Here is a 24890-nt window from a genome sequence, read left to right on the forward strand (position 1 = left end):
AAAAGACAGCGGGGGTAGTGCTGTCTTTTTTAGGAGAAGGTATTTCTTGTTTCTTATGGGGTGTAGCAAAAACTATATAATGTATTGGGGGTTTTTACAGTTAGTATAATAGCATATTCCCCAACCGAAGTGTGCACAAACATCACAAAAATCACATTTCAATTTTGTGTATTTTGCACAGTATTTTTTAGGTTTCTGTTTCTTCTGACGGAAACAGAGCTTCAAATTCTTCTCTTCCTATCTTCTCTTTTTCCAGAAGAAGCTCTGCGCAGGCATCCAATACGGAACGGTACTTCATGATAATATCCTTTGCCTGTGCATAGCAGCTGTCGATGATCTCTTTGACCTCACGGTCAATCTCGCCTGCCACCTGCTCACCATATCCTCTGTCGTGTGCCAGATCGCGTCCGATAAAGACTTCCTCTTCATCGCTTCCATAGCTGATCAGACCCAGTTTCTCAGACATACCGTATTTGGTCACCATAGATCTGGCAATGGAAGTTGCCTGTTTAATATCCTGAGATGCACCTGTGGTGATATCATCAAATACCAGCTCCTCAGCTACACGGCCTCCCAGATCCACCACAATATTCTGGATCATTCTGCCTCTGGTATTAAACATCTCGTCTTTCTCCGGAAGCGGCATGGTATAACCTGCTGCCCCTACTCCGGTCGGAATGATGGATACGGTATAGACCGGCCCCACATCCGGAAGTACATGAAACAGAATCGCATGACCCGCTTCATGATATGCGGTAATCCGTTTCTCTTTGTCAGAGATGACACGGCTCTTCTTCTCCGCACCGATACCAACCTTGATAAATGCTCTCTTGATATCTGCCTGCATCATGTAAGCACGGTCATCCTTCGCCGCTATGATCGCCGCCTCATTCAGAAGATTTTCCAGATCTGCTCCGGTAAATCCTGCCGTCGTCTGCGCAATCTGATGAAGATCTACATCCTCACCCATCGGTTTGTTCTTTGCATGCACGCGGAGAATTGCCTCACGGCCTTTCACATCCGGACGCGCCACTCCGATCTTCCGGTCAAAACGTCCCGGACGTAAGATCGCCGGGTCGAGAATATCCACACGATTAGTTGCTGCCATAACAATGATGCCTTCATTGACTCCAAAACCATCCATCTCTACAAGAAGCTGGTTCAGCGTCTGCTCTCTCTCATCATGTCCGCCGCCCATGCCGGTACCTCTTCTTCTGGCTACCGCATCAATCTCATCGATAAATACAATACAGGGCGCATTTTTCTTTGCGTTGGTAAAAAGATCTCTGACACGGGATGCACCGACTCCCACGAACATTTCCACAAAATCAGAACCTGAAATGCTGAAGAACGGAACTCCCGCTTCTCCTGCCACCGCCTTGGCGATCAGCGTCTTACCGGTTCCGGGAGGGCCTACCAGCAGCACTCCTTTGGGGATTCTTGCTCCCACTCTCGTATAACGTCCCGGGTTCTTCAGGAAATCCACGATCTCCTCCAGTTCCCCTTTTTCTTCTTCCAGTCCTGCCACATCTTTAAAACCGATCTTAGCATCCTCTCCGGAAGTCATCTGTGCATGGCTTCTTCCGAAGTCCAGCATCTTGGCATTGCCGCCGCCCGCATTTCTTCCCATGGTCATGACCAGAACAAAAAACATCATTCCGCACATGATCAGTGGCATCCCATAGGTTTCAAAAAATCCGGGACCTTTGACCGCAGCCACATCACAGCTGATGCCTGCCGCTTTTAATGTTTCTTCTTCATCCTCCGTATTCAGGATGTTTGTTGTCTTAACGGAACCGTCCTTCAGAGTATATGTGACCGTACCCGTCGGTGTCTCCTGATTCGGCGTAATTGTCGCGCTGGTGATGTCCGCATTGTCGATAGCCTGCTCATACTGCTCATATGTGTACATGGCTTTTCCCTGCATCTGGCTCTCAAAGAACATGAGTACCATGCAGATTACGGCAAAGAACATCAGATAGGAGCCGATTCCTCTCCACTGTCTGTTCAAGCTTTTCTTATCCTCCTGTTAGTCAAACTCTACCATGCCGATATACGGCAGGTTACGATACTGCTGGTCATAATCCAGTCCATATCCTACTACAAATTTATCTTCAATCTGGAATCCTACATATTCCACATCCACGTCTACCACACGTCTCTCCGGTTTATCCAGAAGTGTACAGATCTTAAGGCTGGCCGGATTTCTCTGCGCCAGCAATTTTTTCAGATGGCTTAACGTACGTCCGGAATCGATGATATCCTCAATGATAATTACATTGCGATCCATGATCGTTTCATCCAGGTCTTTCACAATCTTGACGATTCCACTGGATTTGGTCTCTCCGCCGTAGCTGGAGCACTGCATGAAGTCCATGGTTACCGGTACAGTAATTCTTTTTGCCAGTTCACAGGTAAAATATACGCTGCCCTTTAAAATACAGATCAGATGAACGCTTTTTCCTGCATAATCACGACTGATCTGTTCACCCAGCTCTTTGATTCTTGCGTCAACTTTCTCCTCCGAAAGCATAACTTCAATATGATGTTTTTCCATGGTTTATTCCTCCCTGTTCTTTATTTGTACTTTTAAAATGGTCTTCGTCTGTTCTGTCACTTTATAGTCTTCACTGATTCTCATTCCCACGATCCAGACCACCTGATTTCCGTCGGCAAGAAGAATCAGTCCGTCCCGCTTTTCCCGCGGTACCTTACTGTCTATCAGATAATCTTTCAGTTTTTTATGGGCATGTTCCCCGTTTGCCAGACAGTCTCCCGGCCTGCGGGTACGAATAACCAAACCGTGTCTAATTTTATCATAATCAAACCACTTCGTATAGCATCTGTTGGGAATTTTCTTCATTTTCCCCGCTTTTTCCATCGAAAACAGAAAGGTTTCCCCGCCAAATACAAACTCCGCCCGCGGCTGCTCTGAAAAATTCTCCGGCAGGCAAATCCGTACTTCTTCCTGATATTCCACCGGGGTCTTTTTTCTGCTCTTTCTCCGCAACAGGAGATCCTTATATCCAAGCTCCGCATATGCGCCTCCAGGAAGACTGGTTCTTCCGCCCCGCTTTCCATGGGCCAGAGATACAAGCTGTTCTGCATGAACCGCCTCCAGATCTTTTCCACTTCCCATAAGCTGTTCCAGAAGACTTAATACCATCCGTTTCTGCATAGCCGGATGAAGTTCCTCAAATGCGGCAAGACGAATCCTGATCTCCTCCGTCTGGATCTGTGCATACAGCGCACAGGCTTTCTCCGTCTCCTTCAGCAGATACTCCTCGGTCTCCCGCAGCTGTTCTGCAGTCCGGGCCATTCTGGAAACACTCCCGGGCCAGATCTGCTCCATAGGCGTCAGCAGGAGATGCCGGATCTTATTTCTCGTATAGGACAGTTCCTGATTGCTCTCATCCTCCACCCAGGAGATGCCTTCCTCCTTCAGAAATTCCAGAATTTCTTCTTTCGTCACGCACAGAAGGGGCCGGATATACGGCAGCCGGACCGGCTCCATTCCCCTGAGTCCACGAAGGCCCGTGCCCCTCATCAGCCGGAACAGCATGGTCTCTGCCTGGTCATTCTGATGATGGGCCAGCGCCGTCCTGCTGCCCGGGTGCTCCCTCTGATATTCTTCAAATGCCTCATAGCGGGCTTCCCGCCCGGCTTCTTCCAGACTCATATGAAGCCCCACCGCCATTTCCGGCACATCTTTTTTTACAATTTTCAGCGGAATTCCACGCTCCCTGCAAAATGCTTCGCAGAATGCCTGATCCCGATCCGCCGTCTCTCCCCGGATGCCATGATGGACATGCAGTGCTTCCACTTCAATCTGCCCTTTTTCTCTGTATTCAGAGAGCAGCAGAAGAAGAGCCACCGAATCCGCCCCACCGGACAGTCCGACCACAATCCGCATGCCCGGTTCTGTCATATGCCATTTTTCCAGACAGGAAAATACTTTTTCCCTCATGGTTTCACGTCCTTTGTATCCATATTCCTCTATCACTATAAAGAAAAGCCCCGGAAAATGCAATTCTTTTTCCGGTCACCGCTTCCAGATTCCCACTACCAGAACCGTCATATCATCTGTTCCCCCACCATAGGCCTCTACTTGCTCCAGCAGCCGTTCTGCCATCTCAGCCGGAGTCCCGGCGGGCAGATTTCCAATCAGATCTTTTAAGATCTGTTCTTCCTCTCCCACCGGAAGTGCTCCCAGCACGCCGTCCGTTACCATGAACAGCAGATTTCCATCATACATGCGGATACGGAACGGATCCAGCGACAGCTGTCCGGAGACTCCGGCAGGAAGGCTGTACCCATGGATGCATTCTACGCCATGTTCCTTCTTCAGAAAACTTGCCGCCGATCCGATCTTCAGAAACTCACACACTCCTGTATAAAGATCTATCGCCGCCAGATCCATCGTAGAAAAGATCCGGGTATCCGGCTGCAGCACAAGGGATGAGTTGATCATGCGAATCGCCGTTTCCTTGGAAAATCCAGCTTCCAAAAACTGTTCCAGCAGATCAAGCACCAGCTCGCTCTGGGAACAGGCCTGAAGTCCTGACCCCATTCCATCTGAAAGACCGGCATAAAATCTGCCATCCGGAAGCCAGAATACGGAGAAATTGTCTCCCGACACCACCTCTCCTTTTTTCACAGCTTTCCTCACTCCATACAACACATTGTACGCAGTGCCCTCCACAAACAGTACCGTAATCCGTTCCTGCCCCACGAATGTGCGGCTGTCCCGGTCCGGCATCATCTCACAGTCCAGAAGCTCCGACAGGACGCCCGCCACTTTTTTCACCGGCACGCAGATCTTCTTTCTCGTCTTCATGACCAGATAGATCTGCCGTTTCTTTCCCCTTGGGCCATAGAAAAATACTTTTTCCACCTGAACGCCCATCAGCTTCATGCGGCGTCCGATCTCCTGCTCCAGCTTTCCGTCCTCCTGCGTCCCGTAGATTCGTTCCATGGCGCCTTCCAGTATCTGGCTCATCTCTTGAATCTGCCCGGCCGCTGCCATCCGGTTTTCAGCAAGCCGAAGCTGCAGGAGCCGTTCCCCCCGGTCCAGGCCTTCCACCGGCTGCGGCGTCATGCAAAAGCTCCTTGATAACTGCAGAAAGCTTTCCTGGTATTCCTTCATCCACTGCCGGACCGGATGCAGCAGTTCCTTCTCCTCCGGCAGGTTTCTCCCACTTCCGAACCACTCTCTTACATAGCCCAGCAGGACGATAACGGAAAATATGGCTCCACCTTTCATAATACTGAGCGCCATTTCCCATGCCGCTTTGTTCAGCATGTACTCTACCGCCAGTTCCATAGCCATCAGGCTTGTCCCGGTTCCGGCTCCGAAGAGCCACTTGTTCCGCCCGGTGCCCTTCTTTCCATACAGGACCAGCAGACATCCTCCTACCATGACTGACAATACGTATTTACTCCATTCCATATGTTTTCCCTCCTCTTCTTTCCGGTAGAGGGATTATAGAAATCATGAATCCGCAATCTTTGTCATTTGGAAGTGGTTCAGGCAGAAATATTTTCGACATGAAGACAGCCCGTGCAAAAACCGGAATATCAGTTTTTACACGGGCCATTCTTCGTTCACAGTCCTATTTATCACTTGCTTTAAAAATAATTTCATCCGGGTAGACAAGTCCCAGCTTGTCCTTCGCCACATCTTCCACGTACTTTTTCGTCTGTGTATAAGCCTCAAGATCTTCGATCTCTTTGCTCCGCTCCTTTTCCTTATCAATCTGAGCCTGAATGTTATTCTCTCTCTCCTGATATGAAAGATTTTTCTGCTTCAGACGGATTCCTCCTACGGTACTGACACCAAAAACAATCAGCACAATCAGAATAATTCCCCAGGATTCCAGATGTCTTCTACGCTCACGGAGCCGTCTGCTTTTCGCTTTCGCTGCCATATTCCGCCTCCTCCCTATGAGAATAGAATAATTATAAACTCCCGGAAACCATTTTTCAATTTCTTTTTACAAAAGCGATACAATAATCTAACAAATTTACAGAATTTTCCACCAACTGCCTGCACCGGCCTGCAGATGATCCCCAGACACCCATTTAAAATCCACGCAATGTGTTCCACCAGCCAGGTGCTGACTGTCTGATGATAGACAAACATTCCAACTGCCACCGCAGCCAGCGCATAGCCCCTGAGCGCCCCGTCGTTCTCCCTGTAGATCAGCTGAAAAACAAGTAATGCAGACAGAAACCAGTACAACACATCCTCCAGCGCCACGCTCCAGACGCCGTGGGGCAGTACCCGCCGAAAAATGCGGATACCATCATAAATCACCAGGATGAGCATCCCCCTCAGGACTGCAAGTCCAAAAAACATAAGTTCCCTGATCAGTCCCATTTCCGGCACCCTCATCGAAACAGGCGGTTCAGCAGGGATTCTCCGCCTTTCTTAAAGTCTGAGACCTCCGAATACTGAAAGCTGTCAATCCTGCCCTCCAGATCAATCTCACCTTTTTCCAGTGACAGCCGGTTTACATGAAGATCTGCCCCCTTAATCTGCAGCATGCCCAGCTCTGTCTCCAGCAGTACCTCGGATATGTCAAAGGAGATGACGTCAGACACTCCCGTAATGCTTCCGGTCCTGCGGTTCATGACCGACAGTTTGTGCGAGCCTCTGTTCTGTGGACGTTCTTCCATCGTTCCTGTTTTTATCATAAAAAAACCTCCCATATATTCTTTTAAAATATATTAGGAGGTTCTCTTCTTTATTCTTATAAATATTTGTAAAGCTCTTTCGCTTCGTCTTTCCTGACCGTTTCCTGTACGTCCAGCACTTCCACCTTCACGGTTCTCGTACCGAACTCAATCTCAATGACATCTCCCTCTTTCACGTTCAGGGATGCCTTGGCGGATTTTCCATTCACCAGTACACGGCCTGCATCACAGGCTTCGTTGGCAACCGTGCGCCGCTTGATCAGCCTGGATACTTTCAGGAATTTGTCTAATCTCATTTATTTCACCTGATTAGTTCAGAGCGTCCTTTAAAGCTTTTCCTGCTTTGAATTTCGGAGCTTTGGAAGCTGCGATCGGCATCGGTTCGCCAGTATGCGGGTTTCTTCCCTCTCTTGCTGCTCTCTCAGCTACTTCGAAAGTACCAAATCCAACTACCTGAACTTTCTCACCTTTCTTCAGTTCGTCTGTAACAACGTCGATAAATGCTTTAACAGCTTTCTCTGCATCTTTTTTAGTCAACTCAGCGTTCTCTGCAACTGCTGCGATCAGCTCTGCTTTGTTCATGTCTTTATTTCCTCCTCGGATCTTTCTTGTTTTATAGCATGTATCAATAGTTATACCCGTTTTCCTATTGTTTGTCAAGCAGATTTCCTTGATTTTCAGCCAGTTTCCGGCGCTTTTTCGCTTCCTTTTCCTGGCGCTTGATCTCCTCCCAACGGGCCTGATTCTGCTCCGGAGAACCGTACTCCTCATTCCCAAATACATGGGGATGACGACGCACCATTTTCTCTGCCAGACCATTCACCACATCTGCCATGGTGAACTGTCCTTCTTCCTCGGCAATTCTTGCATGAAGAAGAACCTGGAGAAGTACATCTCCAAGTTCTTCACACAAGTTTTCTTCGTCATGCTGTTCGATTGCCTGTACCACTTCCTCGCATTCGTTGCGAAGACAGGGGATCAGACTCTCATGGGTCTGGGCCTTGTCCCAGGGGCAGCCATGTTCGCTTCGAAGCTGCGCAATTACATTCAGAAGTTCCTCGTAACTATACATAAGCCTGTCCTTACAGCATCTTGTTGATCATGGAAAGCACTTCTTCTCCGAGAGCTGCACTCTTCTGATCAGCATCTTCAAGAGAAGTTCCCTTGATTCCATAGTAGAATTTGATCTTCGGCTCAGTTCCGGAAGGTCTGACACAAAGCCATGCACCGTCATTCAGATCGTAGTAAAGTACATTGGAAACCGGAAGTCCGGTCGGATGTACCTCACCAGTCTTCATATCTTTGACGGTATCCAGTTTGTAGTCTCTTGCAGATACTACATGATAGCCGCCGATCTCAGTCGGAGTATTGTTTCTTAAAGTCTCCAGAATCTCCTGGATCTTTGCAAGACCTTCAATGCCTTTCAGTTCGATGGATTTTACCGCATCTTTATAGTAGCCGTATTTCTCATACATTGCTACCATGGCATCCCACAGGGTCATACCTTTCATCTTGTAATAAGCAGCTGCCTCGCAGAGAGCTGCCACTGCGGAAATCGCATCCTTATCTCTTGCGTAGGTACCGATCAGGCAGCCATAGGACTCTTCCATACCGAAGAGGTAAGTGCCTTTTCCAGTCTCCTCATTTTTCAGAATCTGCTGACCGATATATTTGAATCCGGTCAGTACCTCTATCAGTTTGCAGCCATAATTTGCAGCAACGGCATCTACCAGATTGGTGGTTACAATGGATTTTACCACTTCACCGTCTGCCGGGATCTTGCCTGCTGCCTGCTTCTGGCTTAACACATAATCGCACAGAAGGGAACCGGACATATTACCGGTCAACGGAATATACGCGCCGGATTTGCTGTCTTTGACATAAACGCCGAGACGGTCTGCATCCGGATCTGTTGCCAGCACCAGATCTGCATTTACTTCTTTTGCAAGTTTCAGACCCAGCTCAAATGCTGCCGGAGATTCAGGATTCGGATAATTAACGGTCGGGAAGTTTCCATCCGGAAGTTCCTGTTCTTTTACTACATATACGTTTTCAAATCCAAGCTCTTTTAATACTCTTCTTGCCGGAAGATTGCCGGTACCATGAAGCGGGGTATAGACAATGCGGATGTCTTTCTGCATCTTGTCAATGGCATCCTGATTCACTACCTGTGCTTCTACATGAGCGATGAATTTGTCATCAATCTCTTTACCGATAATCTCATATTTTCCTGCGGCAATGGCATCCTCCTGGCTGATGGTCTTTACGGTAGAAAGATCGGTGATTGCCAGTACCTCTGCGGTAACGCCTTTGTCATGAGGCGGTGTAAACTGTGCACCATCCTCCCAGTACACTTTGTATCCATTGTACTCAGCCGGGTTGTGGCTGGCAGTAATATTCAAACCTGCGATGCAGTGCAGTTCACGTACTGCGAAGGACAGTTCCGGAGTCGGACGAAGAGACTCGAATTTGTATGCTTTAATTCCATTTGCTGCCAGTGTCAAAGCTGCTTCCTCAGCAAATTCCGGAGACATCCGGCGGGAATCATAGGCAATGGCAACACCCTTATCCTGGCCGCCCTGTTTGATAATGTAGTTGGCAAGGCCCTGGGTTGCACGGCGTACCACATAAATATTCATACGGTTAATACCGGCACCAATCACTCCGCGAAGTCCGGCGGTACCAAACTCCAGATCTTTGTAAAAGCGCTCCTTAATCTCCTTATCATCATCCTTAATGGATCTTAATTCTTCTTTTGTAGCTTCATCAAAATACGGGTTGGACAGCCACTCCTCATAAATCTCTTTGTAGTCCATTTTGCACAATTACCTCCCTGATTTTCTTGGTTGATTAGAATTATTATACAATAACTCCCTGGAAAAGGAAACTCTTTTTTCCTGCTGCCCGAGGAATTTCTCCAGTTTCTCCATATGCTTTCCGGGGATCCATGCTTTGTTGGTGTTGTAATAATAATTGGCAAGCTTCCAGAATTTTTCCGGATATTCCATGCGGATGCCCAGATATTCCCGTTCTTCCGGGCTGAGGGGGTTCTTCTCTTCATATGCTCTCAGCATTTTTATTCCCAATCGGAAATCATAGTTCTGTTTCTCGAGAATTTTCCTCATGAAATGATACAGATCATTAATCTGTACATTGACGGAACACTTTTCAAAGTTAATGACCGCCATCCGGCTGCCATTCACCAGAATATTATGATGGGTATATTCCCCATGGCAGAAATGACCTTCTTCCAACGCATGCTGCCGAAGCTTTTTGTATGCACTCCTCTCCAGCATCCGCTCCATCCATTCTGCTTCCTCCAGTATCTTGGGAAAACAGCTAAGATAAGCCGTCTCAAATTCATTTTTCCGGGTCTTTTTCCTGATAAAGCGGTCAATCTTCTTCAACTCCCGGTTATGGCGGCGCAGTTCATCTTCCGCATCCGATCCGATCATCCGGACGTATTCCTCCTCTGACAGTTCCATACAATTCCGCATGGACAGATGAAGGCTTCCCAGGAGAGATGCCGCCTTCATGATCTCGCTCTCGCTTCTGGTGTCACACTCCCGTCCTTCCAACGCCTCTTTTACCACATAGGAATTATATTCCCGCCAGACGCTTGCAAGCTTCCCTTCCTGATCCGGTTCCATCCGGTCCACCAGATACCCCTGCTCCTGAAGATGCAAAAGCAGCTTTTGCTCCGTCTCAAGCTTCTGCACGCTTCCGGAATATTCCCGGATCAGTCTGCGTCCCTCACTGGTATCCAGCAGGAATGCGCCCCTGACTCTAAAGCTTCCTCTGACAGTAAACGGGTACTGCTCCAGCACCTGTAAATCCCGATCATTCATAGACTTTCCCCCATATTCCGGTCACTTCGTACCTTCTATCTTATGAGGAAATGTATGAAAATAGCACAAAAAAAGCGCCGCGGAAATTATTCCCGTGACGCTTTATAAATCTCTTTTGCTTTTGCAAGAAGCCATGTCTTCTCATTACGTTTCGGATCTTCGATGACCAGATCAAGAAGTTTGGAGAGCACTTCTCCAAGTCCGGGACCTGCAGGAATTCCTTCCATCATCAGATCTCTGCCGGTAATTACCATCTGTTTTAAGGTTACGCAGTCCTTTTCTTTCAAGATCTGCTCATACAGCTCCGTCACTACATAGAGCTTCGCCAGCTTATCCTCTCTGGTCGCCGGGTTCTGTGCCATAATATCAGCCCGCTGTACTTTCAGATACATAGGAAAGAGATCCGTTCCGATCCGGTTCACTGCTCTTCTGACACCCGCCGGTGTTCTGGCCGGATGATCGTCATGACAGCTGACCAGCTTCTTCACCTGCCGGATAGTTTCATTATCGAATTTCAGTCTCCTCAGAATCCCACCTGCCAGTTCTTCACTGATCTTTTGATGACCGCGAAAATGGTCAATGCCATTAGCATCCGTTGTCTTTGCCTGGGGCTTTCCAAAATCATGGAACAGCATGGTAAGCCGAAGGACTTTGTCTGCCTCCACCTCACCCATGGATTTGATGGTATGCACTCCTACGGAGTAACTATGATGGGGATTGTTCTGCTCACACGCCATGCAGGCATCAAATTCCGGCAGCACCACAGCAGTCATACCCGTCTCCCATGCTTCCAGAAGCCGTTCCGGATGGGGAGATACCAGTAATTTTACCAGCTCTGTCTGAATCCGCTCTGCGCTGACTTTTCTGAGGTTCTCCCGCAGCTCACAAATTGCCTGTTTCGTCTGCTCATCCAGAACAAATCCCAGCTGCGCTGCAAACCGGACGGCTCTCAGCATACGGAGCGCATCCTCCTGAAACCGTTCTCTGGCTTCTCCCACGCAGCGAATGATACCGCGTTTCAGATCACCGACTCCGTCAAACTCGTCCACCAGGCCCCGCTCTTCATTGTAAGCCATGGCATTGATGGTAAAATCTCTGCGCTTCAGGTCTTCTAAGAGACTCTTGGTAAAGACCACTTCCTTCGGGTGACGGCAGTCTTCGTACTCTCCATCCAGCCGATAGGTGGTGACCTCGAACCCTTCTTTTCCCAGCATAACCGTGACGGTGCCATGCTGGATGCCCGTATCAATGGTTCTGGCAAACAATGCTTTCACCTGATAGGGAGAAGCCGATGTGGTAATATCCCAGTCTGCAGGTTCTCTTCCCAGAAGTGCATCACGGACGCACCCGCCCACGGCATAAGCTTCATAGCCTGCCGCGGCGAGTGTACTGATTATCCTGTTGACTTTTTCCGGAATCTCAATCTGAATCATATTTAATATGCTTTACCCCAATATACCATTTTTTTCGCAGGTTTTCCGCAGCATACACAGGTGCCGGACAGCTGGTGCTGTTCGAAAGGCATGCAGCGGCTGGTTGCGGTCGTATCTTCTTTGATCTTATCCTCACAAGCCTGGTCTCCGCACCACATTGCTCTTACGAAGCCCGGTTTGTTGTTGATGGTCTCCACGAACTCTTCGTAAGTGGTTGCATCGTAAGTATGAGAATCTCTGTGAGCTCTTGCTTTCTCCAGCATGTCATGCTGCATGGTCTCAAGAATCTCACCCAGTTTTGTCTCGATCTCGTCAAGGGATACCACGATCTTCTCTCTGGTATCACGGCGGACGATGACTGCCTGATTTGCCTCGATATCCTTCGGTCCGATCTCAATACGGGTCGGAATACCTTTGATTTCCTGCTCAGCGAACTTCCAGCCCGGAGATTTTTCGGAATCATCTACTTTTACTTTGAACTGACGGGACAGTTTGTCTCTCAGCTCATATGCTTTATCAAGAACGCCCTCTTTGTGCTGTGCAACCGGAACGATCATAGTCTGTACCGGAGCGATCCGCGGCGGCAGTACCAGTCCGGAATCATCACCGTGTACCATAATGATGGCACCGATCAGACGAGTGGTCACACCCCAGGAAGTCTGATGGACATATTTCAGCTGGTTGTCTTTATCCGTGAACTGAATGCCGAATGCTTTTGCAAATCCGTCACCGAAGTTGTGGCTGGTACCGGACTGCAGTGCCTTTCCGTCATGCATCAGTGCCTCGATGGTGTAGGTGGCAATGGCACCTGCGAATTTCTCTTTATCTGTCTTGCGTCCTTTGATAACCGGAATAGCCAGTACCTGCTCACAGAAGTCTGCATAAACATTCAGCATCTGCTGGGTACGTGCCTCTGCCTCTTCCTCAGTCGCATGTACGGTATGTCCTTCCTGCCACAGGAACTCTCTGGAGCGAAGGAACGGTCTTGTGGTCTTCTCCCAACGGAGTACAGAACACCACTGGTTATATACCTTCGGAAGATCTCTGTAGGAATGAACCTCTTTCTGATAGAAATCGCAGAACAGAGTCTCGGAAGTCGGACGTACACACATACGCTCCTGCAGCGGTTCCAGTCCGCCATGGGTAACCCATGCTACTTCCGGAGCAAATCCTTCTACATGGTCTTTCTCTTTCTGAAGCAGACTCTCCGGAATCAGCATCGGCAGATATACATTCTCTACCCCTGTCTCTTTGAATCTGCGGTCAAGTTCGTTCTGGATGTTTTCCCAGATTGCATAGCCAGCCGGTTTGATTACCATGCATCCCTTTACGCTGGTATAATCACACAGCTCTGCTTTCTTCACGACATCGGTGTACCACTGGGCGAAATCCACGTCCATGGAAGTGATGCCTTCTACTAATTTTTTGTCTTTTGCCATTTTTTTGCAATCTCCTTTTTCATAGCCGCCGCGCCTTCTCGTCAGCAGCCGTTTTCCTGCAATTTTGCACCATTTTTAATTGTAAAAAGGAATGAAGGGTTTGTCAACATTCTCTTAACAATCATTTTCCATCCGGTCAATGTTTTTGATCTTTCCAATCACTACCAGCACATCACCCTCCCGGAACCGGTAATCCGGCGCAATCTCAATATTCGTCTCATGGCCGTTCTGCACCGCAATAATATTAAGACCGTATTTCTTTCTGATATTCAGCTCCATGACACTGGCTCCCAGCATGGACTCCGGTACGGAAATCTGACGGATCTCCACACTGTTATCAAGAGCGATGTAATCCATAAAGGTGCTGGAAATGAGCCGTTTTCCAAGGCGCACTGCCATATCCTTCTCCGGGTAGACGACCGTGGCACCGATACGCTTCAGCACTTCCCCCTGCTCCACGCTGCTGGCTTTGGCAATGACCTTAGGCACGCCCAGATCGATGACGCTCATGGTAATCAGGATGCTGGCGTCAATTTTCTCACCGATGCAGACTGCCACCACATCGCAGTTCTGAATACCGATTTCTTTTAACGTATCACTGTAGATGGTATCTGCCACAAAGGCATAATCTGTATACTGCCGAAGCTCTTTCACACGGCTTTCATCCCGATCCACGGCAATCACTTCCTTACCGGCCTGTGCCAGTGTAATGGCAAGGGCAGTGCCGAACCGTCCCAGTCCGATGACCCCGAAGGAAGCTGATTCTTTCTTTTTCTTTATCATACTCGTTCTCCTTTATCCTATGGTCACGGATTCCTCCGTATATCTTGCATTTTTCGGCTGCCGGCTGACCCAGATCGTGATCATGGTCATGGCACCCAGCCTTCCGGTAAACATAAAAAAGATCAAAATCCACCGGGCTGCAATGCCAAGTCCCGGCGTAATACCGGTGGATAATCCTGCAGTACTGAAGGCTGACACCGTCTCAAAAAAGAGCTGCATGAAGGTAAGCTCCGGCTCCGCCACACACATCAGGAAGGTTCCCACGCAGACCATCAGGGCGGAACAGATCACGATCATGGACGCCCTGGATACATTTTCCTTCGGAATACTTCTCCGGAATGCGCCTACCGGGCGCTTGGAAAATTCGCTCCGCACCGACTGCAGCAATACAAACATCGTACTGGTCTTCACACCGCCTCCGGTGGAACCGGAAGATGCTCCGATGAACATGAGGATACAGATTACGAACAGTCCCCCATTGCTGAAGCTTCCCAGGGAACAGGTGGAAAATCCCGCTGTTCTGGCGGACATGCTGTGGAAAAATGCCGCCATCCAGGAGATGGGCTCCGTCAGCTTCAAAAGCAGCGTACCGCCAGCCAATAAAATACCCGTCGTCACCAGCACCACTTTTGTGTGAAGTGTCAGCCTTCGGAAATTCCGCTGTCTCCCCAGATCCAGAATAACCGGAAATCCAATACCACCCACGATGACCAGTACACTGGTAATGAGATTCAATGCCACATTATCCCGATAGGGAATCAGATTTGTCATATTCCCAAGAATATCAAATCCCGCATTATTAAAAGAAGCTACCGAGTGAAAAATACTGATTCCCAGCGCATGGAGCGGGGAATAATCTTTCAGGAAAACCGGAAACGATAACAGAGCGCCCGCGGTTTCCACCACCAGAGTAATCAGAAGCACTGCTTCCACCATACGGACGATTCCTTTGTAACTGTCTACATTTAACGCTTCCTTTGCCAGCACCCTGCTCTTGATACTGACTTTCTTTCCGGCAGCAATCATAAGGCCCAGTCCTGCGGAAGCCACACCCAGACCGCCGATCTGGATTAAAATACCAATGACCGTCTGTCCGAAAGCCGTAAAGGTATCCGCGGTATCCACCACCACAAGACCCGTCACACATACTGCACTGGTGGCCGTAAAGAGGGCATTAAGAGGCGTTACTGTCACGCCTGATTTTATAGAAAAAGGTAATAACAAAAGCAATGTACCGATCAGAATCACCAGTGCAAATCCCATGGTAATGAGTCTGCCCGGCGGCTGCTTTTTTATAAATTCCTGAATATTCATTGTATCGTTACTCCTGTCCGCTTTGTCTGTAACATAGCATCCACATTTTCGTTTGTCAATATCAGCCAGCATAGGATCAGCCAATTCACAGATACTGATAGTAGAATCTGTGAAAAAGGAGGATGCAGTTATGAACCGGAGGAATACACTCTACATGCAGAAAGCAGCCATTGCTGCCGCAGTCTATCTGGTTCTGCGGTATCTTCTGCCTCTGGTTTTTCCTTTTTTCTTTGCGTGGCTGACGGTTGCCGCCCTGAACCGGTTCCGTCACCGGATATCCATGCGTCTGGTTCCTCTCAGCGCCGGTGTGTTGAGTATCCTTTTTCTGGCTGTACTTCTCTTTCTTCTGCTGAGCGGCTATCTTCTCTATCCACCCATCCGGGAACTTTTTCCGGTGTGGCAGGACTTCCTTTTACGTATGCCGCTTCTGTCTGACTGGATTCCTTCCTCCCTGCTGGGACAGATCACCCGCATGATGCCCTCCGTCTTCTCATGGCTGTTCGGAATCTTTCTTTATTTTGTCTCTCTGCTTCTCTTTGCCAGAGACTGGAAAGCCTTTGATGCAATGCTTTCAAAACTTCCTTTTTATCAGATGGTACGAAATGCCGGCGGCCGGTTGGCCACTGCCTGTCAAAACTGGATCCATGCCCAGATCCGGATCATGTTCGTCATTACCCTGGAATGTGCCGCCGGTTACTGGCTGCTGCTCCATCTGCCAGGTGCCGGACTGTGGGCCGTGCTCACCGGTTTTCTGGATGCGCTTCCGGTCTTCGGCACTGGGATCGTATTTCTTCCCTGGATTCTCGTGGAACTGCTCCGGCAGCGTTTCCTTGTCTGCCTGAAGCTTTCCATCCTCTACGCCATCACCTGGCTCACCCGTGAACTTCTGGAGCCGGGGCTTCTTGGCAACGGTCTTGGTCTCCTTCCAGTCTGCTTTCTGATCTCCGTCATTGCCGGGTTAAAACTTTTTGGTCCTGTGGGACTTTTTACCGGCCCTTTCGGAATCCTTCTTATCAGAGAGCTGTGGGTGGAGCTGGAAACTCCGGCTTCACCTCATACGTCATCTGTCTGCCCGTCCGGGGATGACGAAAAGACGTCTTAAAGGAGCAGAGGCAGAGCTGTCCGCCGCCTTTCCCATATTTGGCATCTCCCACAATGGGCATGCCCGCATGGGAAAGCTGTACCCGGATCTGATGATGGCGTCCTGTGAGCAGACGGATCTTCAGAAGAGTCTGATCTTCCCAGGACTCCAGCACTTCGTAGGTAAGTTCACTCCGCTTGCTTCCTCTGGTCCCTTCCGGCACCACTTTGGATAAGTTGTTTCTGGCATCTTTCAGAAGATAATCCACCAGTGTGCCTGATTCTGCGGAAGGTTTTCCACATACCAGCGCCTGATACCATTTTTCCATGTGGATATGGTCCGCTACCTGTCTGCTCAGGTCTGCTGCTGCCTTCTCATTAAATGCCACCAGAAGGATTCCCTCTACCGGCTGGTCCAGACGGTTCACCAGACCCAGATAGGGATTCTTCATTCCTTCTTCCAGGAGATCGTTTCTGAGCATGCTCATAAGGTCCGGCACTGACGCCCGTGCACTCTGCACTGCCAGTCCGGCACGTTTATGAATGACGCAGAGATCTTCGTCTCTGTAAAGTATTTCATATTTTTTCATCTTATACCTCTTTAACAGTGACACAAACCGGGAGTGACAGGCTGTCACTCCCGGATGTGTCACTATTCTATGTTCAACCGCCTAAAAATTCTGTCATTACTTCCTGGAACAGCTGCTCTTCTTCTTTCTTCAGTACCGGAGTCCTGGATTTATTTTCCGGCACCGGCTTCTGCCTGGCAGCATCTGTCTTCTCTGCTGTGTCCGGTTCTTCGAATGTCTCATACACATGCATCTGTCTTGGATACAGTGTATTGGCCACATAATCATTGAGGAAGACTTCCGCCTGTTCCCACAGGCTGTCTGTCTCGAACCACAGAATTGCCATCCGGACGATAACCGCTGCACCGACTGATGCCAACAGCCTGTCCACACAGACCGCAGCCGGATAACGCAGGAAATAGAATGTCACCGCTTCCATCACTCCGATACTCACTATCAGTTCCATCCAGCACTCCGGAAGCCGTTTCCAGCGCAGCAGCCGGACGCCGCATCTTCGCTCTTGGCAGAGATATTTTTTTACAAATACCGGAATGTCGCTGATCTCCACATGAACCTCATAGCTCTTTTCAAATTTGAGCGTCATGGCACGAATCATCCGGCTCTTCTCCCCGCCGTCCAGCAATGCATTTTTGCTCAGTTTTCCAAATATCATTCTGCGTGCCAGTACCAGAATGATCCCCCAGATTCCCAGTACTGCAAATTCTCCGTAGTAAGACCACCATGCATCATACAACATCTCTCTATGCCTCCCCTTGCTTTTAGTGGTCTCATTATAGAGCGGAATGCTCCGGCGGTGAAGCAGATCTTATCGACTTATTTCACGCGGGAAATAAAGTTCTCTACCAGTGCCACGCTGTGACGGATTGCCTGTTTCTCAAATGCCGGATAGTCAACAACTGCACTGTCATCCGCTTTATCGGAAATGGCGCGTAATACCACAAACGGGATCTTGTTAAGATAAGCTGCCTGTGCGATGGCTGCTCCTTCCATCTCGGTACACATACCGCCGAACTGCTGGGAAATCCGGTTCTTTACAGCGCGGTCAGAGATAAACTGGTCACCGCTCACAACTCTTCCGGTAAATGCGCGTACTTCCGGCACTGCTTTCGCACATGCTTCTTTTGCTGCTGCTACCAGATCCGGATCTGCCTTAAAGCAGCTGGTCTCCATTCTCGGGATCACACCCGGTTTGTATCCGAAACCGGTGGCATCCATATCATGCTGCACTGCATCGGTGGAGATGACGATATCGCCGATATTGATCTCTGCTCTCAGAGATCCTGCGATACCGGTATTGATCACTACATCTACCTGAAACAGATCTGCCAGAATCTGGGTGCAGATACCTGCGTTGACCTTGCCGATTCCACTGCGGACGATGACCACTTCATGACCATTCATGGTGCCGGAATAAAAGTCCATGGAAGCTTTGGTCAGTTTCTCCGGATTCTCCAGTTTTACGCGGAGTGCTTCCACTTCCTCCTCCATTGCTCCGATGACTCCGATTTTTTTCTTTTTATTCATAATTTCAATCCTTTCTGATGCTGATAACCTGATCATTATCAGTATACCGGAAGTTTCCTGTTTTGACTAGAAAAAACACAGGATTTCTGCTATACTGACCTATGCTTATGGATATATTTTATCACATCAGGAGGAATGATTATGGTATATAGAACAAAAGGAACCTGCTCTCAGGCAATCAACGTGGAAGCAGAAAACGGAATTGTAACAAAAGTTCAGTTTGTCGGCGGATGTGCCGGAAATACTGCCGGTATTGCAAAACTGGTAGTCGGCATGAAAGTGGACGACGTCATCAATAGACTGGAAGGCACCACCTGCGGCCCGCGCCCGACCTCATGTCCGGATCAGCTGGCAAAAGCTTTGAAGCAGCTGAAATCTGAACAGCAGTAATTATCTGAAAGCAAAATAAGGGGCTGTTGCAGAATAGATGATTACTCATCTATTCTGCAACAGCCCCTTGCGCTACATTCATAAGAGAGCTTCCAGCTCCGTCCATACCAGTTCTTTCACTCCTCAAACGTCGGATTATTCTCCTTAAAATGACGGTCTTCATAGAAAATCGGATGCTCATCCAACCATTTTTTTGCCCTCTGACAGATAGAACATTAGGGTATTCAAGAAATATCATACGTATAGTCTCCTTTTTATTTATCACACCATTCCTGCATGGTTTCATGCACCCGGAATCCGGACGATAGACTTCGCTCCCTTGTGGAATATTCTGTGTGAAGGCAACACTTCCCTCGCAGCTGATCCATTTGGGTATATGGAATGTTTGTGCCTCTCCACGCCCAATATTTGCAATGAAAAAAATATTTTTCGCTATATAATTTCAGAAATTAAATAAATTGGCCATATAGAGATTCTTATGCATCTTTTGCCCAAATTTTCCTAGTTTTCTGGGCATCTGATATCACAGATTTTCTATATGTCCAAATCAAATAACAAGACTTGTTTTTTGTAGAATTTTCGCGTGTCTGAACTGCCTGATTGGGCAGAAAATAACTTTTATTTTCTATCTGCCCTACAAAATAGAAAAGGACTGATACAGAACAGATGACTCCATCTATTCTGCAACAGTCCCTCTATTTTATGGATGTTTTTGGTTCGTATACTTTCGCTTAAGACTAAAATGGTTCACATTTTATTCGTTAATATAGTTACGTTTTGATCCGGCCTGATCATGTATTTCCGTACGGTTATTGACTTATCTTTCTTCATAAGTCCTGTTCCATATTCAATTGTGTGTTCTTCCGTCCTTAAGTATGTTGAGTTTGTAGTTTTTTAATAATAATTTGCAGTTATTCCATATTCAGTTGTAGTTGAAGCCATTTGCTCATGTTGAGCTAGTTAAATAATTTCGCATTCGTACTGGTATCAGTTGATTCCGTTGTACCGTTTTCAGTCACAGAATGGGCACCAGTCACCCGATAGTACTTGTTCTTGGTAACTTTGTAGGAACCGCTATATACAGTCGCCATGGATGCATCTGCTGCCGTACCGGTCCAGTAATTGACCGTTCCCCAGCTTCCATATGCCGCAGTATCACTCTTGTCCAGATAAATTCGCACATAGACTCGATCTGCTTTGACATGCGCCAGAGTATTTCCCGAACAAGATGCATGAGTTGAATCTTCTTTTGTCAGTGAACTTTTACCTGATTTCAAATAGGTTCCTCTTGCGATCCCGTACCAAGTATCTGTCTCACTGTCTTCTGTTGAGTCGTAGACATGGTATCCTGCCGGTTCGACGACTTCTTCCTCAGCTGCCAGCACCGGGAGACTGTTTCCCAGCGTCAGGATGCCCGCCACAGCCAACATGACTGCTCGTTTCAACATAACCACTCTCTCCTTTCACACTATCCTATGTAAGCTTACATAGATATAACGTATGAAATGGGAATTATTGACACCTGTTATTCATTTTTTATTAAAATATTTTCAATTATTTTCTGAAACTCCTCATTATCAATATCTGACGATATGGAATAATATGTATTTAGATATTCAAAATCTACTATGCAATAACTTCCGTTCTCAGAACCCTCAACTATGTATATCGGCACATCTGTTCCGCAAGATTCTATCCAGATATTCGACAAGAGTTCTCCATCCATTTGAAAATTTTCTATTGTTTCCCTATCTCTTTTGTCTATACATACATGAAAGAGTGTCATTCCAATAGAATATTCCAAAATAGCTTCATCCATATTTTCTATCAACTGATAATCCGTCAACTTCATTCCTTCAGGTCGATATTTAAACTTTACCGGCAACACGCCCAGTTTATCCTGAATCTCCTGGCACACTTCATCTTCGTCAATATCAATTGCCGTCGACTCCGAATTCTCTACTTTCGTATTCACCTCATCCCCACGTTCTTTCTGCATGATCACAGGTATGTACAGTTTCTTCGTACTGCCGACGATTCCCATACCGAGCAGAAGGACCATTACTGCAGCCACAGCGATCAGCATCCGGCGGCGGGTCTTGCCGAACAGACTGGTTTTGCGGCGTCTGCGGCGGATTTCCCGGCGGATATCTTCCAGTTTTTCTTCCGGCATCGTCACGTTCTGAAGTTCTTCATCCTCCATGATCCGACGCTCCTCAGCATCTGCCCAGGCCATCAGATCCTCATCTATCTTTTCTTCCAGCCATTCGTCGCTGTCTTGTCTCATCTCTCTCTCCGTTCTTTACTTACCATTGACTTTTCCCCCCTGACACCTATAATTGGATATAGTAACGAACCACCCAGGGAGGTCTTTTTTATGAAACGAATTGTACTTACAGGCGGCGGTACTGCAGGCCACGTCACACCGAACATTGCGCTGCTTCCTGCCTTACGTTCTGCGGGTTATGAAATCTCCTATATCGGTTCCATGGAAGGAATCGAGAAAAAGCTGATTGAAGCTCAGGGGATTCCCTATTACGGAATCGCTTCCGGCAAGCTCCGCCGATATTTTGATGTAAAAAATTTCACCGATCCATTCCGTGTGCTGAAAGGATTCGGTCAGGCATCCAGACTTATGAAGACCTTAAAGCCGGATGTCGTTTTCTCCAAAGGAGGTTTTGTATCAGTTCCCGTAGTGATGGCTGCCAGACGCCGGCACATCCCGGTCATCTGCCATGAGTCAGACCTGACTCCCGGACTTGCCAACAAGCTGTCCATGCCGTCTGCCACGAAAGTCTGCTGCAACTTCCCGGAGACTGTTCCCTATCTTCCCGCCGGAAAAGCAGTCCTCACCGGCTGTCCTATCCGTCAGGAATTAAAAGAAGGCAGTCGTGCCGCCGCACTTGCCATGACAGGCTTTACCGAAGGAAAACCCATCATGCTGGTTATGGGCGGAAGCCTTGGGGCTGTCGCAGTCAACCAGGCTGTACGTGATGCGCTTCCGGAACTTTTACAGACGTTCCAGATCATCCATCTGTGCGGCAAAGGCAAACTGGATGAATCCCTCAAAGGTACTCCCGGATATGTCCAGTACGAATATATCCAGAAGGAACTGGCTGACCTGTTCGCAGCATGTGATCTGGTTGTCTCCAGAGCCGGAGCCAATGCTATCTGTGAACTGTTAGCCCTCAGAAAACCGGCCCTTCTCATCCCGCTTTCTGCAAAGGCAAGCCGCGGAGACCAGATTCTCAACGCCAGATCTTTTGAACGACAGGGATTCTCCATGGTGTTGGAAGAAGAATCTCTCACGAAAGAAACCTTTCTCGCTGCGGTGCAGAACCTGTACACTCATCGACAGGATTATATCCATGCCATGGAAGAATGCCCGCAGTCAGATGCCATCGGAACAATTATGGGTCTCCTGAATGAAGTCACCACTTCTTCTAAACACTGATCTTTCTAATCAGGGGATGTTTCATCCCCTGATTCATTCTGTTCTTCTTTTATATAAGCGTTCCGGAGCCATGTATGTGCCCTCTCTTTCCACTTGCTGACCAGAGCGGCACTGACTCCGAATTCATTTCCAATTGATATGTTATCCATCCGCTGTACATAGCTCATCAGAATCACCTCATACCAGTTATTGTGTTCTATCTTCATCCGAAACAATGCACGCTTCAGAAATTCACTCTTTTCTTTCTCCTCCAATATCCAGCTCACATCTGAAAACGGATCTTCGCTCAGCATATCCAGCGCCGTGTCCAGATCTATTACCGGAACGCGGTTCTTACTTTTCCTCAGATAATCCAGTGCAATATTTTTCGCTGTTTTCATCAGCCAGAATTTTGCACTGGACTCTCTGATCTCGTCCTGATGCTCGCCGAATCTGATAAATGTCTCCTGACAGATATCCTCTGCTATGTAATAATCACCTACATAGCTTTTGGCATACCGGATAATCAGATCCTTGAATATTTCAAAGTAGTCATCCAGACGTCGGTCATCCTCACACATATACTCCCTACCACATATCTTTCTGTTTTAGTCCTCATTCACCAGCTTTTTGATTTCTTCCATCTCCTCCGGTGTCGTCTTACCCGGCTCCCACAGAATTCCTGCATGATCATCCTTGTAGCGCGGAATCAGATGCATATGAAAATGGAATACGGTCTGCCCTGCCGGTTCCCCATTGTTCTGTACCAGATTGAATCCATCTGCATGAAGTGCTTTCACCATTTTGGCTCCCACTTTCTTTGCAATTCCCAATACCTTGGATGCGGTCTCATCATCCAGCTCAAAAAGATTTTTATAATGTTCCTTCGGAAGAAGCAGCGCATGGCCTCTGGTCGCCGGACCCAGATCCAGAATCACTCTGAAGTCCTCATCCTCATAGAGAGTGGTTGACGGAATCTCTCCATTTGCAATTTTGCAGAAAATGCAGTTACAATCTTTCATTTTGGTATCCTCCTGAATTTCCTTGTATATTTTAAAATTTCTTTATAACCATATTTGTCATCTTTTGTCGAATCCTGTCGAACGAATTTTGTTGCCACATTCTGACAATCCTGATATATTGCAGACAAGGAGTGATAATTATGCTGACCTACGATGAACAGAAAAAGATGGAACGGCTGATGGCAGATGATGAAGATGTCCGTCACCTTATTACAACAATTAAAAATGACTACCAGCTGACCCTGTCACAAATTTCCCATGAAATCAGAAATCCGCTTACCTATATGAACAGCTCTGTCCAGTGGATTCAGAAAATGCACCCGGAAGTGGAAGAATTTGAATTCTGGAATCAGCTGAAAGATGACATCCGCTATATGAAGTTTCTGCTGGATGATATCTCCTTGTTCAGCCACGGAGAAGAATTAAATATTGTCCCCATGGATCTCCGTGAATTCGCCTATGATGTAAAAGATACGCTTCTGGCTGAATTTCTTCAGCGGCATATTGTACTGATCGTCAAACTGGATGAATCCTATCCCACATTTTACGGCGACCCGATCCGTTTAAAACAGGCCTGTATCAATCTTCTGAAAAATGCAATGGAATCCATTACCGGCCGCGGGAAGATTATCCTGAAAATCTTTGTTCAGGAGAAGAAACTTCTGATCGCCGTGAAAGATAACGGCTGCGGTATGACTTCCGAGCAGCTTACGAACATCTTTCATCCCTTTGTCACCTCCAAGGAACACGGCACCGGTCTCGGACTTCCCATTGTACGGAAGATCGTCACTGCCCACGGCGGAACCGTACGCGTTTCCTCCACACCCGGGAAGGGCAGTGAGTTCCAGATGTATCTGCCGCTGCTGCCGGTAGCTTCTGTTTATCTGTAATCTACCCAAAAAGGGAGCTGTTTTGTCCACACAGGTGTTATGTACAGCTCCCTTCTTTTATCTCTTTTTGCTCTTTATTCATTTTCCAGAAACATCTGGAGATTCAGTCCCGGACAGGGTTCGTACCGTTCCCCTTTCAGCTTCTCTCCAAACAGTTCCTCCACCGTCTCAGGATGACGGATCAGTTCTTCCTTCTGCGCTTTTTTCAGATGCTTCACGTAATTTTCCAGCCTTGCAGCTCCCGCCCAGCTGTCGGTCTTCCAGACCATCTCCAACGACTCAACCTGACGGCTCTTCGTATATTTTGCACCGGTTTTCTTCTTATAATAGTGTTCCCGCATCCGCCGTCCCACGTCCTGTGCGATACCGGTGTACAGTGATGCATCCTGGCAGCGAACCATGTAGATATAAGCCATATTCCGCTCCTTGTACAGCCATCGTATGTATG

General features: G+C 47.9%; 28 protein-coding genes. 4 read left to right on the forward strand and 24 right to left on the reverse strand.

Annotated features, from left to right (window positions below):
- Positions 1 to 187: 187 nt before the first annotated feature.
- The 16 genes from ftsH to LKD36_RS10315 all read right to left on the reverse strand — a co-directional run bounded on the left by ftsH (position 188) and on the right by LKD36_RS10315 (position 15513).
- The gene (gene ftsH, locus LKD36_RS10240; RefSeq protein ID WP_118771173.1) at positions 188 to 1975 is read right to left on the reverse strand and encodes an ATP-dependent zinc metalloprotease FtsH; all 1788 of its coding nucleotides are present in this window, start codon (positions 1973 to 1975) and stop codon (positions 188 to 190) included.
- Between the two features lie 54 nt (positions 1976 to 2029).
- On the reverse strand, positions 2030 to 2557 hold the full coding sequence (gene hpt, locus LKD36_RS10245; RefSeq protein WP_118771128.1) for a hypoxanthine phosphoribosyltransferase: 528 nt from the start codon (positions 2555 to 2557) through the stop codon (positions 2030 to 2032).
- Positions 2558 to 2560: 3 nt separating this feature from the next.
- Complete coding sequence (gene tilS, locus LKD36_RS10250; RefSeq protein WP_308459536.1) at positions 2561 to 3967, reverse strand: tRNA lysidine(34) synthetase TilS; 1407 nt, start codon at positions 3965 to 3967, stop codon at positions 2561 to 2563.
- Between the two features lie 75 nt (positions 3968 to 4042).
- Positions 4043 to 5449: a SpoIIE family protein phosphatase gene (locus LKD36_RS10255; protein ID WP_118771126.1), complete on the reverse strand. Its 1407-nt coding sequence runs from the start codon at positions 5447 to 5449 to the stop codon at positions 4043 to 4045.
- 163 nt (positions 5450 to 5612) lie between these two features.
- The gene (locus tag LKD36_RS10260) at positions 5613 to 5927 is read right to left on the reverse strand and encodes an FtsB family cell division protein (RefSeq protein ID WP_118771125.1); all 315 of its coding nucleotides are present in this window, start codon (positions 5925 to 5927) and stop codon (positions 5613 to 5615) included.
- Between the two features lie 14 nt (positions 5928 to 5941).
- The gene (yabQ, locus tag LKD36_RS10265) at positions 5942 to 6379 is read right to left on the reverse strand and encodes a spore cortex biosynthesis protein YabQ (protein ID WP_308459537.1); all 438 of its coding nucleotides are present in this window, start codon (positions 6377 to 6379) and stop codon (positions 5942 to 5944) included.
- An 11-nt stretch (positions 6380 to 6390) separates the two neighbouring features.
- Entirely contained in the window at positions 6391 to 6678 is a 288-nt protein-coding gene (gene yabP, locus LKD36_RS10270; protein ID WP_118771172.1) for a sporulation protein YabP, read from the reverse strand.
- A 74-nt stretch (positions 6679 to 6752) separates the two neighbouring features.
- Entirely contained in the window at positions 6753 to 6992 is a 240-nt protein-coding gene (locus tag LKD36_RS10275) for an RNA-binding S4 domain-containing protein (protein WP_118771123.1), read from the reverse strand.
- Between the two features lie 13 nt (positions 6993 to 7005).
- Positions 7006 to 7278, reverse strand: a complete 273-nt coding sequence (locus tag LKD36_RS10280) for an HU family DNA-binding protein (RefSeq protein ID WP_118771122.1) — start codon at positions 7276 to 7278, stop codon at positions 7006 to 7008.
- Positions 7279 to 7342: 64 nt separating this feature from the next.
- On the reverse strand, positions 7343 to 7768 hold the full coding sequence (locus LKD36_RS10285; protein ID WP_118771121.1) for a MazG family protein: 426 nt from the start codon (positions 7766 to 7768) through the stop codon (positions 7343 to 7345).
- A 10-nt stretch (positions 7769 to 7778) separates the two neighbouring features.
- Complete coding sequence (locus LKD36_RS10290; RefSeq protein WP_118771120.1) at positions 7779 to 9512, reverse strand: phospho-sugar mutase; 1734 nt, start codon at positions 9510 to 9512, stop codon at positions 7779 to 7781.
- A gap of 9 nt (positions 9513 to 9521) precedes the next feature.
- Positions 9522 to 10544, reverse strand: coding sequence for a CotS family spore coat protein (locus LKD36_RS10295; RefSeq protein WP_118771119.1), 1023 nt, complete (start codon positions 10542 to 10544; stop codon positions 9522 to 9524).
- 86 nt (positions 10545 to 10630) lie between these two features.
- A complete protein-coding gene (locus LKD36_RS10300; protein ID WP_331465216.1) occupies positions 10631 to 11977 on the reverse strand; it encodes a CCA tRNA nucleotidyltransferase in 1347 nt (448 codons plus the stop codon).
- Between the two features lie 2 nt (positions 11978 to 11979).
- Positions 11980 to 13416 carry a proline--tRNA ligase gene (gene proS, locus LKD36_RS10305; protein ID WP_118771118.1) on the reverse strand — a complete coding sequence of 479 codons (1437 nt, stop codon included), beginning with the start codon at positions 13414 to 13416 and terminating at the stop codon, positions 11980 to 11982.
- 114 nt (positions 13417 to 13530) lie between these two features.
- Positions 13531 to 14199: a potassium channel family protein gene (locus LKD36_RS10310; protein ID WP_118771117.1), complete on the reverse strand. Its 669-nt coding sequence runs from the start codon at positions 14197 to 14199 to the stop codon at positions 13531 to 13533.
- 12 nt (positions 14200 to 14211) lie between these two features.
- On the reverse strand, positions 14212 to 15513 hold the full coding sequence (locus LKD36_RS10315; protein WP_308459538.1) for a TrkH family potassium uptake protein: 1302 nt from the start codon (positions 15511 to 15513) through the stop codon (positions 14212 to 14214).
- A gap of 130 nt (positions 15514 to 15643) precedes the next feature.
- Here LKD36_RS10315 and LKD36_RS10320 point away from each other — a divergent pair, with 130 nt between their 5' ends.
- Positions 15644 to 16615: an AI-2E family transporter gene (locus LKD36_RS10320; RefSeq protein WP_308459539.1), complete on the forward strand. Its 972-nt coding sequence runs from the start codon at positions 15644 to 15646 to the stop codon at positions 16613 to 16615.
- Here the strand turns inward: LKD36_RS10320 and LKD36_RS10325 are convergent.
- The 3 genes from LKD36_RS10325 to LKD36_RS10335 all read right to left on the reverse strand — a co-directional run bounded on the left by LKD36_RS10325 (position 16527) and on the right by LKD36_RS10335 (position 18707).
- Positions 16527 to 17183: an RluA family pseudouridine synthase gene (locus tag LKD36_RS10325; protein ID WP_308459540.1), complete on the reverse strand. Its 657-nt coding sequence runs from the start codon at positions 17181 to 17183 to the stop codon at positions 16527 to 16529. The two genes, LKD36_RS10320 and LKD36_RS10325, sit on opposite strands and share 89 nt — an antisense overlap.
- A 73-nt stretch (positions 17184 to 17256) precedes the next feature.
- Positions 17257 to 17919 (reverse strand): hypothetical protein, encoded by a 663-nt coding sequence (locus LKD36_RS10330; RefSeq protein WP_308459541.1) that lies wholly within the window; start codon positions 17917 to 17919, stop codon positions 17257 to 17259.
- A 77-nt stretch (positions 17920 to 17996) separates the two neighbouring features.
- The gene (locus LKD36_RS10335) at positions 17997 to 18707 is read right to left on the reverse strand and encodes a 5'-methylthioadenosine/adenosylhomocysteine nucleosidase (protein ID WP_118771170.1); all 711 of its coding nucleotides are present in this window, start codon (positions 18705 to 18707) and stop codon (positions 17997 to 17999) included.
- Between the two features lie 141 nt (positions 18708 to 18848).
- Between LKD36_RS10335 and LKD36_RS10340 the strand changes: the two genes are divergently transcribed.
- Complete coding sequence (locus tag LKD36_RS10340; protein ID WP_308459542.1) at positions 18849 to 19097, forward strand: TIGR03905 family TSCPD domain-containing protein; 249 nt, start codon at positions 18849 to 18851, stop codon at positions 19095 to 19097.
- 956 nt (positions 19098 to 20053) lie between these two features.
- Here the strand turns inward: LKD36_RS10340 and LKD36_RS10345 are convergent.
- Together LKD36_RS10345 and LKD36_RS10350 are read right to left on the reverse strand one after the other, a co-directional pair.
- Positions 20054 to 20545 (reverse strand): DUF6147 family protein, encoded by a 492-nt coding sequence (locus tag LKD36_RS10345; RefSeq protein WP_308459543.1) that lies wholly within the window; start codon positions 20543 to 20545, stop codon positions 20054 to 20056.
- 77 nt (positions 20546 to 20622) lie between these two features.
- The gene (locus tag LKD36_RS10350) at positions 20623 to 21384 is read right to left on the reverse strand and encodes a DUF4367 domain-containing protein (RefSeq protein ID WP_308459544.1); all 762 of its coding nucleotides are present in this window, start codon (positions 21382 to 21384) and stop codon (positions 20623 to 20625) included.
- A gap of 90 nt (positions 21385 to 21474) precedes the next feature.
- On the opposite strand from LKD36_RS10350, the gene LKD36_RS10355 reads away from it, so the two are divergent.
- Positions 21475 to 22551 carry an undecaprenyldiphospho-muramoylpentapeptide beta-N-acetylglucosaminyltransferase gene (locus tag LKD36_RS10355; RefSeq protein WP_308459545.1) on the forward strand — a complete coding sequence of 359 codons (1077 nt, stop codon included), beginning with the start codon at positions 21475 to 21477 and terminating at the stop codon, positions 22549 to 22551.
- 5 nt (positions 22552 to 22556) lie between these two features.
- Here LKD36_RS10355 and LKD36_RS10360 read toward each other — a convergent pair whose 3' ends face one another.
- Both LKD36_RS10360 and LKD36_RS10365 read right to left on the reverse strand, forming a co-directional pair.
- A complete protein-coding gene (locus tag LKD36_RS10360) occupies positions 22557 to 23111 on the reverse strand; it encodes an RNA polymerase sigma factor (RefSeq protein ID WP_118771107.1) in 555 nt (184 codons plus the stop codon).
- Between the two features lie 27 nt (positions 23112 to 23138).
- Positions 23139 to 23552, reverse strand: a complete 414-nt coding sequence (locus LKD36_RS10365; RefSeq protein WP_118771106.1) for an HIT family protein — start codon at positions 23550 to 23552, stop codon at positions 23139 to 23141.
- Positions 23553 to 23692: 140 nt separating this feature from the next.
- Here LKD36_RS10365 and LKD36_RS10370 point away from each other — a divergent pair, with 140 nt between their 5' ends.
- Positions 23693 to 24442, forward strand: coding sequence for a sensor histidine kinase (locus tag LKD36_RS10370; RefSeq protein WP_308459546.1), 750 nt, complete (start codon positions 23693 to 23695; stop codon positions 24440 to 24442).
- A gap of 74 nt (positions 24443 to 24516) precedes the next feature.
- On the opposite strand, the gene LKD36_RS10375 is transcribed toward LKD36_RS10370, so the two are convergent.
- Positions 24517 to 24858: a GIY-YIG nuclease family protein gene (locus LKD36_RS10375; RefSeq protein ID WP_308459547.1), complete on the reverse strand. Its 342-nt coding sequence runs from the start codon at positions 24856 to 24858 to the stop codon at positions 24517 to 24519.
- Positions 24859 to 24890: the final 32 nt, after the last annotated feature.

The organism is Hominiventricola filiformis, from assembly GCF_020686965.1.
Taxonomy (GTDB): Bacteria; Bacillota; Clostridia; order Lachnospirales; family Lachnospiraceae; genus Hominiventricola; species Hominiventricola filiformis.